Source organism: Sphingopyxis sp., from assembly GCF_035944815.1.
Classification (GTDB): Bacteria; Pseudomonadota; Alphaproteobacteria; order Sphingomonadales; family Sphingomonadaceae; genus Sphingopyxis.
Map to the genome: position 1 here is coordinate 160,003 of NZ_DASZAU010000003.1, position 16,292 is coordinate 176,294.

Annotated in this window: 12 protein-coding genes; 6 read left to right on the forward strand and 6 right to left on the reverse strand. The window is 66.6% G+C overall.

The features are described from left to right. Positions 1-8 precede the first annotated feature (8 nt). From VGU00_RS04810 to VGU00_RS04825, 4 genes are all read left to right on the forward strand, one after another. Complete coding sequence (locus VGU00_RS04810; RefSeq protein WP_327466048.1) at positions 9-1,829, forward strand: tetratricopeptide repeat-containing sulfotransferase family protein; 1,821 nt, start codon at positions 9-11, stop codon at positions 1,827-1,829. Between the two features lie 141 nt (positions 1,830-1,970). Next, the gene (locus VGU00_RS04815; RefSeq protein WP_327466050.1) at positions 1,971-4,343 is read left to right on the forward strand and encodes a TonB-dependent receptor; all 2,373 of its coding nucleotides are present in this window, start codon (positions 1,971-1,973) and stop codon (positions 4,341-4,343) included. Positions 4,344-4,347: 4 nt separating this feature from the next. After that, positions 4,348-5,676 carry an APC family permease gene (locus VGU00_RS04820; RefSeq protein ID WP_327466052.1) on the forward strand — a complete coding sequence of 443 codons (1,329 nt, stop codon included), beginning with the start codon at positions 4,348-4,350 and terminating at the stop codon, positions 5,674-5,676. Between the two features lie 245 nt (positions 5,677-5,921). Next, positions 5,922-7,904 carry an ATP-binding protein gene (locus tag VGU00_RS04825; protein WP_327466054.1) on the forward strand — a complete coding sequence of 661 codons (1,983 nt, stop codon included), beginning with the start codon at positions 5,922-5,924 and terminating at the stop codon, positions 7,902-7,904. On the opposite strand, the gene VGU00_RS04830 is transcribed toward VGU00_RS04825, so the two are convergent. From VGU00_RS04830 to VGU00_RS04840, 3 genes are read right to left on the reverse strand one after another with little or no spacing between them, the layout of a single operon-like run. Next, entirely contained in the window at positions 7,881-9,485 is a 1,605-nt protein-coding gene (locus tag VGU00_RS04830; RefSeq protein WP_327466056.1) for an NAD(P)/FAD-dependent oxidoreductase, read from the reverse strand. The two genes, VGU00_RS04825 and VGU00_RS04830, sit on opposite strands and share 24 nt — an antisense overlap. Then, positions 9,482-10,702, reverse strand: a complete 1,221-nt coding sequence (locus tag VGU00_RS04835) for an FAD-dependent oxidoreductase (protein WP_327466058.1) — start codon at positions 10,700-10,702, stop codon at positions 9,482-9,484. The genes VGU00_RS04830 and VGU00_RS04835 overlap by 4 nt, the downstream gene beginning before the upstream one ends. After that, positions 10,699-11,865 (reverse strand): aromatic ring-hydroxylating dioxygenase subunit alpha, encoded by a 1,167-nt coding sequence (locus tag VGU00_RS04840; RefSeq protein ID WP_327466060.1) that lies wholly within the window; start codon positions 11,863-11,865, stop codon positions 10,699-10,701. Before VGU00_RS04840 ends, VGU00_RS04835 begins: the two co-directional genes overlap by 4 nt. A gap of 33 nt (positions 11,866-11,898) precedes the next feature. On the opposite strand from VGU00_RS04840, the gene VGU00_RS04845 reads away from it, so the two are divergent. Beyond that, positions 11,899-12,495 (forward strand): TetR family transcriptional regulator C-terminal domain-containing protein, encoded by a 597-nt coding sequence (locus VGU00_RS04845; RefSeq protein ID WP_327466062.1) that lies wholly within the window; start codon positions 11,899-11,901, stop codon positions 12,493-12,495. Here VGU00_RS04845 and VGU00_RS04850 read toward each other — a convergent pair. Together VGU00_RS04850 and VGU00_RS04855 are read right to left on the reverse strand one after the other, a co-directional pair. Beyond that, a complete protein-coding gene (locus VGU00_RS04850; protein WP_327466064.1) occupies positions 12,492-12,875 on the reverse strand; it encodes a cupin domain-containing protein in 384 nt (127 codons plus the stop codon). The two genes, VGU00_RS04845 and VGU00_RS04850, sit on opposite strands and share 4 nt — an antisense overlap. A 106-nt stretch (positions 12,876-12,981) precedes the next feature. Beyond that, positions 12,982-13,716: an SDR family oxidoreductase gene (locus tag VGU00_RS04855; protein ID WP_327466066.1), complete on the reverse strand. Its 735-nt coding sequence runs from the start codon at positions 13,714-13,716 to the stop codon at positions 12,982-12,984. A 181-nt stretch (positions 13,717-13,897) separates the two neighbouring features. Here VGU00_RS04855 and VGU00_RS04860 point away from each other — a divergent pair, with 181 nt between their 5' ends. Further along, complete coding sequence (locus tag VGU00_RS04860; protein WP_327466068.1) at positions 13,898-14,779, forward strand: AraC family transcriptional regulator; 882 nt, start codon at positions 13,898-13,900, stop codon at positions 14,777-14,779. A gap of 9 nt (positions 14,780-14,788) precedes the next feature. Here the strand turns inward: VGU00_RS04860 and VGU00_RS04865 are convergent, their stop codons facing one another. Further along, a complete protein-coding gene (locus VGU00_RS04865) occupies positions 14,789-16,162 on the reverse strand; it encodes a M20/M25/M40 family metallo-hydrolase (protein WP_327466070.1) in 1,374 nt (457 codons plus the stop codon). Positions 16,163-16,292 lie beyond the last annotated feature (130 nt).

The window sequence follows — 16,292 nt, forward strand, 5'->3', positions numbered from 1 at the left end:
ACGCGGGCATGGCGACGGTCTCGCACGATGAAGCGCTCGCCAACGCCCGCCGCCTGCTGACTGCAGAGCCGGCCGCCGCGCTCGCGCAGGCGCAGGCGATCATCGACGCCGTCCCGACATCGGCGGCGGCGCATCGCCTCGCCGCCCATGCCCTGCGCGCGCTGGGCCGCGCGGAAGCGGCGCAGGCCGCATCGCTCGATGCCGTCGGCGCGACGATCCACGACGAGACGATGGTCGATGCCGCGCTCGCGCTCGCCGAGGACCGGCTGCCCGATGCCGAGAGCGCGCTGCGCCAGCGACTGCGCGAGGATGCGACCGACGTCGCCGCGATCCGCATGCTCGCCGAGGTCGCGGGGCGGATCGGACGCTATGAGGACGCCGAAAAATTGCTGTCGCGCGCGCTGCAACTTGCGCCGGGGTTTGGGGCGGCGCGCGCCAATCTGGCGACGGTCTATTACAAGCAAAACCGCTTTGCCGAGGCCGCCGAAACGCTCGATGCGGTGCTCGCGGGCGATCCCGACAATCCCGCGCACGCCAATTTGCGCGCCGCCGCGCTGGGCCGGATCGGCGGCTATGACGAAGCGCTCGCGCTCTACGAAGAACTGACCCGCCGCTTTCCCGCGCATGCCAAGCTGTGGATGAGCTACGGCCATATGCTGAAGACGGTGGGACGGCAGGACGCCAGCATCGCCGCCTATCGCCGCGCGCTCGCCGCCGATCCAGGGCTCGGCGAAATCTGGTGGAGCCTCGCCAATCTCAAGACGATCCGCTTTGGCGCCGACGACCGTAGCGCGATGGAAAACGCACTCGACGACATCGGCAGCGGGACCGACAGCGATGCGCGCGCCGACGACCGGCTGCACCTGCATTTCGCGCTCGGCAAGGCGTATGACGATGCCGCCGAGCATGAACCGGCGTTCCGCCATTATGCCGCGGGCAACGCGATCCGCTCCGCCCAGCTCGGCTATCGCGCCGCCGAGACGAGCGCGGCGGTCGATGCGATCATCGCCGCCTGCACGCCTGAATTCTTCGCCGCACGCACCGATGCCGGTGCTCCCGCGCCCGACCCGGTCTTCATCCTCGGCATGCCGCGCGCCGGATCGACGCTGATCGAGCAGATCCTTAGCAGCCATTCGGCGATCGAAGGCACGATGGAGCTGCCCGACATTCCCGCGCTCGCGCTCGGGCTTGGCCGCGAGAAATATGACGATGGCCGGCGCTGGATCGACGCGCTGGTCGAAGCGCCGCCCAAAACGCTTGCTGAAATGGGCACGGCCTTCCTCCAGCGCACCGCGGTCCAGCGCAAGACCGGCAAGCCCTTCTATATCGACAAGCTGCCGAACAACTGGCTCTACACCGCCTTCATCCGCGTCGTCCTGCCGAATGCGAAGATCATCGACGCGCGGCGGCATCCGCTCGATTGCTGCTTCTCCAATTTTCGCCAGCATTATGCCAAGGGGCAGTCCTTCAGCTACGGCCTCGCCGATGTCGGCGGCTATTATCGCGACTATGTCCGCCTGATGGCGCATATCGACGCGGTCCAGTCGGGACGGGTCCACCGCGTGATCCACGAGGCACTGCTCGACGAGCCCGAGGCCGAAGTGCGCGCGCTGCTCGCGTTCCTGGACCAGCCGTTCGAAGAGGCCTGCCTTTCCTTTCACAGCAATGCCCGCGCGGTGCGCACGGCGTCGAGTGAACAGGTGCGCCGGCCGATCAACCGCGACGGCGTCGATCAGTGGCGGCCCTACGACCAATGGCTGGGGCCGCTCCGGCAAGCGCTCGGCCCCGTCCTCGGCGCCTATCCCGCCGCGCCTGCCGAATTCGGCTGACCGGCGCGACGACAAAACGTTGCCTTTGGGCAACAGCAGGCGACATTTTCGACCAACAACCGCTGCGCTGCACAACAATGCTTGCGCTTGCGCCGCGCCGCGTCATTCTCCGTCACACGACTGTCATTTGAGGGGGATTCCATGCGGAAACTATCGGCAGTGCTTACCAAAGGCGGCGCGCTCCTGCTCGGCAGCACGATATTGTGCACGTCGGGCACCGCGTTCGCGCAGCAAGCCAACACCGACGACGATCGGGACATCGTCGTTACCGCTTCGAAACGTGAAGAAAATCTGCAGGATGTGCCGCTGGCGATCACTGCGATCGGGACCGAGCGGCTGAGCGAATTGCAGGTCAAGGAATTTCAGGACGTCGTCAAATTCCTGCCGTCGGTGACGATCCAGACGCTCGCGCCGGGGTTCAGTCAGGTCTATTTCCGCGGCGTCGCATCGGGCGAGAACGCCAACCACTCGACCTCGCTGCCGACCGTCGGCACCTATCTCGACGAAATGCCGATCACGACCATTCAGGGCGCGCTCGACATCCATGCCTATGACCTCGCGCGCGTCGAGGCGCTCGCCGGCCCGCAGGGCACGCTGTACGGCGCCAGTTCGATGGCGGGGACGATCAAGCTGGTCACCAACAAGCCCGACACCAGCGGGACCTATGGATCGGCCGGCCTCGAACTCAACACCGTTTCGAGCGGCGGCATCGGCGGCGTCGCCGAAGGCTTTATCAACGCGGCGCTGAGCGAACGCGCGGCGCTGCGCCTTGTGGCCTGGTACCGGCACGACGCCGGCTATATCGACAATATCGCGGGCAGCCGCACCTATCCGACCAGCGGCATCACGCAGAATAATGCGCCCTTCGTCGAAAAGGATTACAACGACGTCGACACCTATGGCGCGCGCCTCGCGCTCGGCATCGAACTCGACGACGACTGGACGATCCGCCCGACGCTGATGGGCCAGATCCAGAAAGCCAATGGCAGCTTTGCGCAGGAACGGTCGGCCGCGGTCAGCCGCAGCCTGCAGACGGTGCAGTACAACCCCGAACGCAGCGACGATAAATGGATCCAGGCGGCGCTCACGATCGAGGGCAAGATCGGCAACTGGGACCTGACGGTCACCGGCGGCCACCTGCGCCGCAAGACGCTGACCGACAGCGACTATTCGGACTACGCCTATTTTTATGACGCGATCAACGGGTCGGGCGCCTATTTCTACGACAATGACGGCGACCTCGTCAGCCCGAACCAATATATTCAGGGCATCGATCGCTATAAGCGCAGCTTCGGCGAAATTCGCGTCGCCTCACCCGCCGATGCGCGCATCCGCTTCATCGGCGGGCTGTTCTGGCAGCGCCAGTCGCACAATATCGAACAACATTATATCATCGACGATATTTCGGACGATATTCAGGTGCCCGGCACCGACGACAATATCTGGCTGACCAAGCAGCTGCGCGTCGACCGCGACTATGCCGCGTTCGGCGAACTCAGCTTCGACATCACCGACAAGCTGACGCTGACCGGCGGCGGCCGCGTGTACAAGTTCGACAACAGCTTGGTCGGATTCTTCGGTTACAACAACCCCGGTTTCAGCAGCAATCCGGTCTATGCGTGCCAGGGACCGGCGGTCGTCGCGGGCTCGCCCTGCACCAACCTCGACAAGCGGACGAAGAAGACCGACTTCATCCACAAGCTGAACCTGACCTATAAATTCACCGACGATGTGATGGTCTATGCGACCTGGTCGCGCGGTTTCCGCCCGGGCGGGATCAACCGGCGCGGTTCGCTGCCGCCCTACGGGTCCGACAGGCTCGACAATTATGAGGCGGGGTGGAAAACCAGCTTCGGCGATGTCCGCTTCAACGGCGCGATCTATCAGGAGGACTGGAACAATATCCAGCTGTCCTTTCTCGGCGCGAACGGGCTGAGCGAGGTCCGCAACGCGGGCATCGCGCGCATTCGCGGGATCGAGGCCGACCTCAACTATCGGGCCGGCGGCCTGACGCTGAGCTTTGGCGGCAGCTATAATGATGCGACGATCCGCCGCGACTTCTGCGCGATCGCCAATGCGGCCTTCGATTGCACGACGCCCGGCAACGCCGAGCTCGCGCCGTCGGGATCGCGCTTGCCGGTCACCGCGAAGTTCAAGGGCAATGCCGTCGCGCGCTATGAGTTCCCGTTGGTCGGCAACGATGGCCACTTCCAGTTTGCGGTCAATCATATCGGCAAGCGACGGTCGGACTTGCGCACCTTCGAAAACGACATCGTCGGCAACTACAAGGCCTATACCACCGTCGACCTCAGCTTCGGCATCAAGGGCGAAGACTGGAATGCCGAACTGTTCGCCACCAATTTGTTCAACAGCCGCGGCGTCATCAACAGCGCGGTCCAGTGCGGCGAAACGATCTGCGGCGACGCCTTCGACGACACGGCGAACGGCGGCGTCTTTTACGACAATGTCATCCGTCCGCGCCTGATCGGGATCAAGGTCAGCAAGGATTTCTGACCGGGTGACCGATTTGACAACCAGCAGCGAAAGGCCGGGCCAAAAGCTCGGCCTTTTGATGTGCGTCGCACTCGGCATGGGCAATATGATCGGGTCGGGGGTGTTCCTTCTCCCGCGCGACCTTGCCCCGCTTGGCTGGAATGCCGTCATCGGCTGGGGCGTGTCGATCGCGGGAACCCTGTGCCTTGCCGTCGTCTTCGCGCGGCTGGCGAAGCGGCTGCCCGAAGGCTGTGCGGCCTTCACATACGGCGCCGCGGCCTTCGGCCCCGGTACGGGCTTCATCGTCGCGTGGAGTTACTGGATCAGTTGCTGGACGGTGGTCGCAACGCTCGCGGTCGCGGCGATCAGCAACATGTCGATCCTGATGCCATGGCTCGGCGAACAGGGGGCAGCGCCGGCGTGGATCGCGATCGGCTGCATCTGGTTCTTCACCCTCGTCAACCTGTTCGGCGTTCGCCGTGCCGGCGGCGCCCAGCTCCTGACCCTCGGGCTCAAGCTGATTCCTGTGATCGGCGCGGTGATCGTCGGCGTCTGGGCACTCGGCAGCGGCGCCGCGCCGCCGCCGACGATGGCGGGGACCGAGCCGGTCAGCCTGTCGGGGGTCAGCTCGGCCGCGACGCTGACCCTGTTCGCGCTGCTCGGCTTCGAAAGCGCCTGCGTCGTCAGCGACCGCGTCAAGGACCCCGAACGCACCGTCCCGCGCGCGACCGTGATCGCCGCCGCCGCGGTCGGCCTGCTCTACCTCTTGTCGTGCACGACGGTGACGCTGATGGTGCCGCTCGACGTCCTGCACCAGTCGAACGCCGCCTATGCGACCTTCTTCGGCCGCCTCGTCAGCCCGGCGGCCGGCGACATCGTCGCGCTGTTCGCGGCGATCGCGGCGCTCGGCGCGCTCAACGGCTTCGTGCTGCTGCAGGGCGACATCCCGCGCGACCTTGCGCACCGCCGCCTGCTGCCCGCCGCCTTTGCGCACGACAATAAATTCGCGTCGCCGTGGATCACCCAGCTCGTGTCGAGCGGGCTCGCCAGCATGATCGTCTATGCCAATTATTCGCGCGGGCTCGCCGACCTGTTCGCCTTCATGGTCAAGGTGACGACCTCGACCGCGATCATCCTCTATATCGTCGGCGCGGCGTCGGCGCTGATCCTCGAACGGCAGGGCACGATCAAGGTCTCGCGCGCCTTCGCGGCGGCAACGATTATCGGCTTCGTCTACAGCTGCTGGGCCTTCTATGGCGCGGGGCTCGAGGCGAGCCTGTGGAGCCTGCTGATGACCGCGGCGGGGCTGCCGATCTACCTGTTGATGCGGCAACGCCGCACGGTTGCTGCCTGACGCCTTGCGAAATGGCACAAAATGGCCTATCGGCCGCCTTCCACTTGCCCGGGATCGGGCTTTTTTCGGAGACGTGACGTGTCGGACCGCCGGAACATCCAGGGTTTGAAACCCTGCGGCATCCGCCCGCTGTCGTAGCGCGTTCTTCCTGACGCGGTGCGCCCGGGCGCTGCCGCAATTTCCAACCCGCCCATCATTACTTCTGCCGCCGGGCGTCCTGCGCCCGCCGGCCGCAGGCAGGTATTATGTTGCACGACAGCCATTGGGCGCGCGCGATCGCTCGCGCCATCGCCACGGATCATCCGGGCAAGACCAAGACCGGCCGGGCTTTGCTCGGCTGGGCCCGCGCGCGAAGCGCCGCGCTCGGGTTCGACGACAAGACGATCGCGCGCGCGGCGCTGCTCGGGGATCCGACCCCGGCGCCTGATGCGCGCGAAGATGAAAGCCTGTTGCAGGCGAACCGGCTGGCCGACGCGCTCGACCTCGCCGCCGAAGAGCGTGCGCTGCTGCTGCTCGTCACCGCGATGGAACGCGGGCCGCTGACGCGCAGCCTCGCCAAACTCGCCGATACCGAGGCGCTCGACATGGAAGCCTTGGTCGGAATGCTGACGAAGCTGGCTCCACATGCCATCCGCACCGCCGAAGTGGTCCGGCTCGACCTCGTCGGGCGCTGGACGAGCAAGGAGGGCAAGGTCGAGTTCGGCCTCTGCTGGTCGTTCGAGCGCCTGCTCGATGCCAAATCCGGGCAGCATGAAAGCCTGATCGACGGCCTGCTCGGCCGGCGGCAGGCCGCGCGCCATGCGCTCGCCGACTTTCCCGCGCAGCGCCGCGAAGCCGACCTCGCGCTCGCGCTGCTGCGCGGGGCGCTGGACGGCGGCGCGCGCGGGATCAACATCCTGATCCACGGGCCGCCGGGGACGGGCAAGACCGAACTCGCGCGGACGCTCGCCGCCGCGCTCGGCGAGCCGCTGCACGCGGTCGGCGAGGCTGACAGCGACGGCGACGAGCCGAGCCGGTTCGACCGCGTTGCCGCCTTGCGGCTGGCGCTGCGCACGCTGGAAAAGCGCGGGCGGGCCCTGTTGCTGTTCGACGAGATGGAGGATTTGCTCGGCAACGCGCAGGTCGAACAGGACGGCCGTATCCGCAACCGGTCGGGGTCGAAGCTGTTCGTCAACCGCCTGCTCGAGGAAAATGTCGTGCCCGTCATCTGGACGTCCAACGCGATCGTCGATGTCGATCCCGCGATCCTGCGCCGGTTCAGCCTGTCGATCCGCATGGATTTCCCCGGCGCCGCGCACAGTCCGGCGATGCTGGAGCGGGTGAGCGCCGAAGAGGCGGTCGCGGTCGACCCCGCGCTGCAGGCACTGGCGGCGCGCGCGCCCGAGGCGGCGTCGCTGTTCCGCGTCGCCGCGCGCGCGGCGGGGCTGGCCGGCGACCCGGCGAGCGCGAGCCGCTTTGCGGGGTCGGTGCTCGGCGCGATGCACGGGCACGACATCGAACCGCACGCACCGCGCGCCTTCGACGAAAGCCTGCTCACCGCCGACGCCGACCTGCCGGCGCTGTTCGCACAGATAACGCGTGCGGGGGCACCTGCCGATTTTTCGCTGCTGCTCACCGGGCCGCCGGGGACCGGCAAGACCGAGGCGGTGCAGGCGCTGGCGCGGCGGCTGGGGCGGCCGCTCCATGTGAAGCGCGCGTCGGACCTCATGTCGAAATGGGTCGGCGAGACCGAGAAGCGGATCGCAGGCGCCTTTGCCGAGGCGAAGCGGCAGGGGGCAATGCTCTTCTTCGATGAGGTCGATTCGCTGCTCGCCGACCGGCAGGGCGCATTGGCAAGCTGGGAGGTCAGTCAGGTCAACGAACTGCTGACCTGGATGGAGGAGCATCCCCTGCCCTTTGCCGCGGCCACGAACCATGCGGCGAAGCTCGACCCTGCATCGGCGCGGCGTTTCGTCTTCAAGGTCGAGATGCGCCCGCTCGACGCGGCGCGCGCGCGGCGCGCGTTCGGCCATTTCTTCGGGCGCGAGGCTCCCGTCCTGCTCGACCGGGTCGGCGGGCTGACGCTCGGCGACTTTGCCGTCGTCGCGCGCCAGCTGCGGTTTCTCGAAGCGCAGGACGACGCGATGCTGGTCGAACGGCTGCGGCGCGAGCAGGCGGCGCGCCCGGCGATGCCGCAGGCGATCGGCTTCGGGTCGGCGCCCGCCTTAGCGCCAGCGCGGCGCGAATAGGCCCCGGTCGCGCAGGATCACCTGCGCGGCATTGTGCCCCGGCGCGCCGGTGACGCCGCCGCCGGGGTGCGTGCCCGCGCCGCAGATATAGAGGCCCTTGATCGCCCCGCGATAGCCGCCGTTGCCGAGCACCGGGCGCGCGGCCCAGAGCTGGTCGAGGCTCATATTGCCGTGCATGATGTCGCCGCCGACAAGCCCGAACTTGCGTTCGAGGCCCTTGGGCGACAGGCGCGTCTGGGCGACGATGCTGGCGCGGAAGCCCGGCGCATGTTTTTCGACCGTGTCGATGATCGCATCGGCGGCCGCTTCTTCCTCCTTGTCCCAATCGCGTCCGTCCGGCAGTTCGGGCGCGAATTGCTGGCAAAACAGGCTCGCGACATGTTGTCCCGGAGGCGCGAGGCTGTCGTCGACGGTCGAGGGAATGAGCATCTCGACGATCGGCGCCTTCGACCAGCCATGCTGTTTCGCGTCGAGGAAGGCGCGGTCCATATAGTCGAGCGTCGGCGCGAGGATGATCCCCGACTGGTGATGCTCGCCGGGTTCCGGAAGGCAGGTGAATTTGGGGAGCTCGCTCAATGCGACATTCATGCGGAAGGTGCCGCTGCCCGCCTTGAAACCCTTGATCCGGCGCTCGTAGCCTGCGGGCAGGTCGCTCGCGTCCATCATCCGTTCGTAGAGCAGTTTCGGCCCGACATTGGCGATCACGCGCGCCGCCGCGATTTCCTCGCCGCCGGCGAGCTTGACGCCGACCGCCTTGCCGCCGTCGACGAGCACCTTGGCAACGGGGCTTTCGAGGCTGATCTCGACGCCCATGTCGCGGCAGACCTTCGCCATGATCTCGGTGATCTTGCCCATCCCGCCGACGCTGTGACCCCACGCGCCCTTCTTGCCGTTCACCTCGCCGAAGACGTGGTGGAGGAGGACATAGGCGCTGCCCGGCGTGTCGGGGCTGGCGTAATTGCCGACCACGGCGTCGAAGCCGAAGGCGGCCTTGACCGCCTCGCTCTCGAACCAGCTGTCGAGCATCGTGCGCGCCGATTTGGTGAAGAGGTCGAGCACGTCGCGCTGCTGTTCGAGGCTGAGGGTGGCGAAGCGCCGCCCCTGCCGCGCGCCGTCGAGCAAGGTACGCATCCCCTCGCCGACGTTCGGCGGGACGCGGAGCGCGAGGTCGCGGAGCAGTTCGGCGACATTTTCGAGCGCATCATAATAGTGCGGCAGCACATCGGCGTCGTGGTTCGAGAATTTGCGAAACTCGGCCTGCGTGCGTTCGAGCCCGCCGCCGAGCTTCAGATAGCCGCCATCCTCCTGCGGCAGGAAATTGCTGATCGGGCGCTCGATCACGCGATAGCCGTGATCGGCGAGCTTCATGTCGGCGATGACCTTCGGCTGGAGCAGGCTGACCGTGTAACTCGCGACCGAATTGCGAAAGCCCGGCGCAAATTCCTCGGTCACCGCAGCGCCGCCGACGACGTCGCGCGCCTCGACGATGCGGACCTTCAGCCCCGCCTTGGCGAGATAGAAGGCACAGACGAGGCCGTTGTGGCCGGCGCCGATAATCAGGGCGTCATAGGCTTTGGTCATGAAAACTCTTTCGCAAGCGGGGATTGGACATGCTGGCGGCCGAAGCCGAGGCCGAGGATACGGCCGGGGATGCGGCGCAGCAGCGGCATCGAATCGAGCAGGCGCACCGCGAGCGGCACGCGCGTGATCTGTCCCAGCAGCATCGGTTCGATGACGCGCCGGTGCGCGAAACGCTGGATCGCCTGCATGCGCGTCGTCGGTTTCCACCGGCGCTCCTGCACCTTGACCAGCAACGGGTCGGGATCGGCGCCCGCAGCGAGCGGGGCGGCGAGAATGTTCGCGGCCGCGACCGCATCCTGCACCGCAAGATTGATCCCGACGCCGCCGACGGGCGACATCGCGTGCGCCGCATCGCCGATCGCGAGCAGGCCGGGGCGCGACCAGCGCGTCAACCGGTCGAGCGCGACCGAGAGCAATTTCACATCGTCGAAGCTCTCGATCGCGTCGATCCCGGCGGCGAGGCCCGGCGCGATCTCGACGACCTTGTTCCGAAAGGCCGCGATCCCCTGCGCCTCGACCGGCGCAAAGCCGCCCTTTTCGATGATCTGCGCGCATTGCCAATAATCGCCGCGCGGGATGGCGACGACCATGCCGCCCTTGTCGATCGTGCCGAGCGCGACCTCGGACATGTCCATGCCCGCGGGCACGGGGATACGGAACCACAGCACGTCCATCGGCGCACCAAGGTCTTCGAGCGGCAGTTCGGCGGCGTCGCGGAGCAACGAACGCCGTCCGTCGGCGGCGATGACGAGCCGCGCAGCCAAGGTCTCGCCGCTCGCGAGCGTCACCCCGCTGACGCGCCCCGCGGCGTCATAGGTCAGCCCGGTCGCTTCGGTCGACATGCGCAGGTCGAAGGTCGGGTAGCGCCTGCCCTGCCCCGCGATGAAATCGAGCAGATCCCATTGCGGCATCATCGCGACGAAGCGCGCCGCGACGGGCAGATGCTTCATCGTCGCGATCGTATATTGTTCGCCCAGCAGGTTGAGCGTCATCGTGTCGATCGCGGCGTGCGGCTCTTTCAGCAATTCTTCGAGCAAGCCGATCTCGTTGAACAGTTCGAGCGTCGAGGGATGCACCGTGTCGCCGCGGAAATCGCGGAGGAAATCGGCGTGCTTTTCGAGGATCGTGACACGAATGCCGGCGCGCGCAAAGAGCAGGCCCGCGACCATACCGGCGGGGCCACCACCGACGATCACCACGGGCGTGCTTTCGTTCAAGCGCGGCTCCATCCCGCCTTCGGCGCCCGCTCCAGCCGCGCCTCGGGGATCAGGTCGCGCATCCGCGAACAGAAATGCTTGAGGCAGACTTCCTTGTCGCTGAGCGGCCCCATGGTGAAACTTTTCGACTGCATCCCCTGCTGGACGCGCGTGATCAGTTCGGTGTCCTCGGCATTGACCTGACGGTTGATGCGCCAGTTGAGGTAGCGCGCAGCCTTCATCTCGCGGCGCTCGTCGGGAAGGACGTAGGAGATTTCGCGGATCAGGCACGTCGTCGGGCCGGTCGGCAGCCACTGCATGAAATCGACCTGATCGGGATAGATGTCGAAGGCGACATTGGGCCACAGCTTGAAATAGAGCCAGTGGCGCTGGTTCGCCTGCGGCAGATGCGGCACCGGCGGCAGCAGCCGCTGATACATGCGTTCGGACCAGTTGACCGATGGCCGGTCGATGAGGTCGCCCCACATGCGGTCGACATTATCCTCCGCCTCGACACCATAGCTTTTGCCGAACAGCCGCGTGAGGCCGGGGTGCGCGACGGGGATGTGGAGGCCGTCGGAATAATTGTCGCCGACATTCTTCCAGTTCACCTCGCGCGGGCGGAGCGTCACGCGGCCGAGCGCGCCGAGTTCCTCGAAGCGATAGGGGGCGACCTGCGCCTCATAGGGCGCCATCATCGAGGCGACCGACGGGCCGCCGTCATCCTCGAGCCGCACGAACCAGAAACCGCGCCATTGTTCGAGCCCGACGGGAACGAGCCCGGCCTTGCCCTTGTCGAGCGTCGGATAGCTCGCGCTATCGGGTACGCCGGTCAGCCGGCCGTCGAGTTCATAGGTCCAGGCGTGATAGGGGCAGACGAGCTTCTTCGCGCAGCCCACGGCGCCGTCGACAAGACGCGACCCGCGATGGCGGCAGACATTGGTGAAGGCACGCACATTGCGGTCGGTGCCGCGCACGAGGATCACGCTTTCGCCGCAATAGTCGATGCTGTGCCAGTCGCCGACGTTCGGGATGTCGCTGTCGTGGCAGACGACCTGCCAGCTCGGGCGGAAAATCCGGTCCATTTCCGCCGCGTAGAAATCGGGATCGCTGTACGTCCAGGCGGGCAGCGACCAGCCATCAAGAGGATCGATATGCGAATCGCGAAGGGGTGCAGTTGCCATGGCTTCTTCCTTGTTGTACGAACGTATAACAAGATGACCGCCGCTCGCCAAGCCTTTACGCGCGAAAGCGCCGACGCCCGCCGGGCGGACCTGATCGAGGCGACGGCGGCGGTGCTCGCCGAGCAGGGATTGGCAGGAACAAACGTTCGCGCGATCTGCGCGAAGGCGGGGGTGTCGCCGGGGCTGCTGCGTCACTATTTCGGCGGCATCGACGATCTGGTCGCCGCGACCTACGAAGCGACGAGCGACCGCATGGACGCGACCTTCGCGAGTTCGGTTGCGGGCGCAGGCCCCGATCCGCGCGCGCGGCTGACCGCCTATCTCACCGCCAGCTTCCGCCCGCCGGTCACCGATCCCGAACTGCTCGGCGCCTGGACCGCCTTCTGGGCGCTTGCCCGCAGCGACGCGCGCATGGCGGCAATCCATGCGACAAGTTACGCGGGCTATCGCGCCCGGCTTTGCGAATTGCTGGTCGCGTGCGGCGCGACCGACGCCGAACGGCTGGCGATCATGCTGACCGCGATGGTCGACGGGCTGTGGCTCGAACTGTCGCTCGACGCCCAAAGCTTCGGCGCCGAAGCCGCGGTGGCGATGGTCGAGCGCGCGATCGAGGCGCTGCTGCCAGCCTAGAGCGGCCGATGCTCGGTGGTATCGCCTAGGGTCAGGAAAAGCAGCTCGCCGGGCGTGTTGATGACCATGCGGTGCCACACGCCCTGCGGGACGACTGCCACCTGTCCGGGCATCAGCGAGATCGTTCGTTCGGTGCCGCCCTCCTCGAGGATGACGTCGAACTGGCCGGAGAGGAGCGTGAGGACCTCATCGCCGTCGGGGCGCATTTCCCACCCCGTGCTCTCCTTCATCGCGATCCCGCCGATATAGATGCCGCGATAGAGACCGAAGCTGTGGAACAAGGGCTGCGACGGCAAGCCGCGACGGCCGCTGGCCCAACGCACCATATGTGTCAGTCCCGTCACCATCCTGACCGCCGCACGGCGCAGCATTATCTGCATGTCCATCTCCCCGCGCCGCCTTACCAAATGCGAACGATTCGCAAAAGGGCCGGCGGCAACGGGCTTTCGCTCCCTTCCCCGGGGCGCGGGGAAGGGAGCGAAACCGTCAGAAACTGCCTTTCGCCGGGCGCACGATGATTTCGCTGACATCGACGTCGTCGGGCTGCTCGACCGCGAAACGGATCGCGCGGGCGATCGCGTCGGGCGTGATCGCGATGCTGCGGAACTCGGCCATGGCGGCGGCGCTATCGGGGTCGGTGATGTCGTGACCGAGTTCGGACTCGACAACGCCGGGCGAGATGATCGTCGCGCGAACGTCGCTATGCTCCTGCCGGATGCCGTCGGTAATCGCCCAGACCGCGAATTTGGTCGCGCAATAGACCGCGCCGGTCGGCACGACATAATGCGCGCCGAGCGAGGCGACGTTGACGAAATGGCCCGAGCCCTGCGCGGTGAAGCCCGGAAGCGCGGCCGCGATGCCGTTGAGGACGCCGCGGATATTGACATCGATCATCGCATCCCAATTGGCCGTTTCGAGCGCAGCGAGCGGCGACAGCGGCATGATACCGGCGTTGTTGACCAGCACATCGACGCGGCCGAAGCGCTGGACGGCATGATCGACGAACGCCTGCATATCGGCGCGGCTGGTGACGTCGAGCGCGCGAAATTCGGCGGTACCGCCCGCGGCAACGATTTCGGCGGCAAGGGCTTCGAGCCGGTCGGTGCGGCGGGCGCCGAGGAGCAGCTTCGCGCCGGTGGCGGCGAGTTCGCGCGCCGTCGCGGCGCCGATGCCGCTGCTCGCGCCGGTGATCAGGATGACTTTGTCGGTGGTGGTGGTCATGATCGTCTCCATCAAAGCCGGGCGGCCCTGTGCCGTCCGTTGACCCGCTTTTGGAGCTGTGCGGGCGCCAAGCGGTAGAACGGGCCTCCGCAATGATTGTACGATCCTCCGAGAGAAGCGCTTTCCGCTTGTCCGAGCGCGGCAGGGCTGCAAGACCAACGCCATGACGATACTACAAGAAATGCAGTCATTGTTTCTCCGGCACCGGCCGACCGACGGGATCCATCCCTGCGCGCTGCCACGCGTGTCGCTTGTCCGTAGCTCCGAGCCAAGCGACCCGATGCCCGTCGTGTACGAGCCCTCGCTGTGCCTCGCGATCAGCGGCCGCAAGCGGGTGCTGCTGGGCGATGCGAGTTTCATCTATGACAGCGCGCAGTTTCTGGTGGTGTCGGTCGACCTGCCGGTGAGCGGCATGGTGGTCGACGCCAGCGCCGACGATCCTTACCTGTGCCTGAAGCTCGACCTCGACGTCGCGGTGCTGAGCGAATTGCTGCTCGCGCACGATGCGCGCGTGCCGCGCAGCGACCATGCCCCGTCGATCGCGGTCGGCGACACCGACCCCGGCTTGCTCGACGCCGCCCTCCGCCTGCTGCGCCTGCTCGACACGCCGGACGATATCCCCGCGCTGGCGCCGCTCGTCGAACGCGAGATATTGTACCGGCTGCTAACCGGACCGCAGGGCGCGATGCTGCGCCATATCGCGACCGCCGACACGCGATTGCACCAGATCAGCCGCGCGGTGGCGTGGATCAAGGACCATTATGCCGGCACTTTCAGCGTCGATCATCTGGCGGGGCTGGCGGGGATGAGCCCGTCGTCCTTCCATGAGCATTTCAAGAGCGTCACGCGCTTCAGCCCGTTGCAATATCGCACCCGGCTGCGCCTGCTCGAGGCGCGGCGACTGATGGTATCGGACGCGATGGACGCGGCGAGCGCGGGTTTCCACGTCGGCTATGAAAGCCCGTCGCAGTTCAACCGCGATTACAGCCGCACCTTCGGCCTGCCCCCGCTCCGCGACGCCGCGCGGTTGCGCGCGGCGCCGGAGTTCGGATTGTCGGCGTAACGCCGCTTCCTATTTCGACAGGTCGCGCAGCAGGCTGTCCCAATGCGCCAGCGCGGGCGCGATCGCGTCGACGGGGACGCGCTCGTTGAGACCGTGCGCATAGCTGTCGCTCGCCTTCGAGAAGAGGCCCGCGACGCCATAGCTCGGCACGCCCTGGATGCGGAAATGATAGCTGTCGGTCGCCCCCGCGCTCATCGACGGGATGATCGGCAGGCCGGGTGCGCGCGCATGCACCGCCTTCGTCACCGCCGCGACCACGTCGGGGCGCAGCGGCGAAGCGTCGCTGGCGCTCGCGTCGGGATCGGTGTTCACCTTGACCGCGGGATCGCCGATCACCTTTTCGAGCTCGGCGCGCACCGTTTCGACGGGCACGCCGGGGAAGATGCGGCAGTTGATGTTCGCGGTCGCGCGCTGGGGCAGCGCATTTTCGGCATGGCCGCCCTTGGTCATGGTGGGCACGCAGGTGGTACCGATCTGGCCGATATATTCGGGGTCGGCGCGGATCGCCGCGATGGCTTTCGCATCGGCCGGGTTGGCGGCGAACGCCTTCAAAGCCGCACCGATATCGCCGCCGACCTGATCGGCGACGATCGGCATGCCGACCTTGGTCAGCTCGTTCTGCTGCGGCGTGAAGCGATAGGCGCCGACCTTGGCGAGCGCGTTCGACAGCTGGACGATCGCATTGGTGTCCGACGGGCGCGAGCTGTGGCCGCCGGGATTGGTCACTTCGAGCGTGAAGTCGGCATAGGTTTTTTCGCCCGCCTGCAGCCCGTAATATTTGGGCTTGCCGTCCTCGCCGATCGTCCCGCCGCCGCCGTCGCCGTTCAATGCAAATTCGGCGCCCTTATATTTCGCCGCGAGCGCGCGTGTCGTCGCCATCTGCGTTTCCTCGTCGCCCGATAGCAAGAGGATGATCGAACGCTTCGGCTTGAAACCGTCCTTCTTCAATTGCGCCATCGTCGCAACCATCATCGACACGTCGAACTTGTTATCCTCCGACCCCCGGCCGAAAATATAGCCATTCTCCTCGACCGGCACGAAGGGATCGCGCGTCCAGTCCTTCGGATCGGCCTCGACGACATCCATATGGCCGAGCAGCACGATCGGCTTTTGCTTTGTCGTGCCGTGCAGCGTCGCGGCGAAGGTCGCGGTCTCGCCCATCGGGGTGATCTCGATATCGGCATCGCCATAGCCCGCGGCCTTGAGCACGCTCGCATAATAGGCCGCCAGCTCGGGCACCTTGCCGCGCCCCATCACGGTCGGGATCGCGATACTGTCCTTGAGGATCTTTTTCGCCGCGTCGGTATCGGCGGGCTTGGCGTGGGCGGGCGCGGCAGCCAGCAGGGCGGCGGCGAGGGTGAGCGGGGCGATGGGTGTGCGCATGGGGCGATGCGTAAGCCGTATCGTATACGGACGGCAAGCGCCAAAATCGCGGGACCGGGATCGAGCGCTGCGAACGGCCCGGGCGCGGCGGTTTTCCATATCGATGAAGCGCGCGCGCGACGGCTCCGCC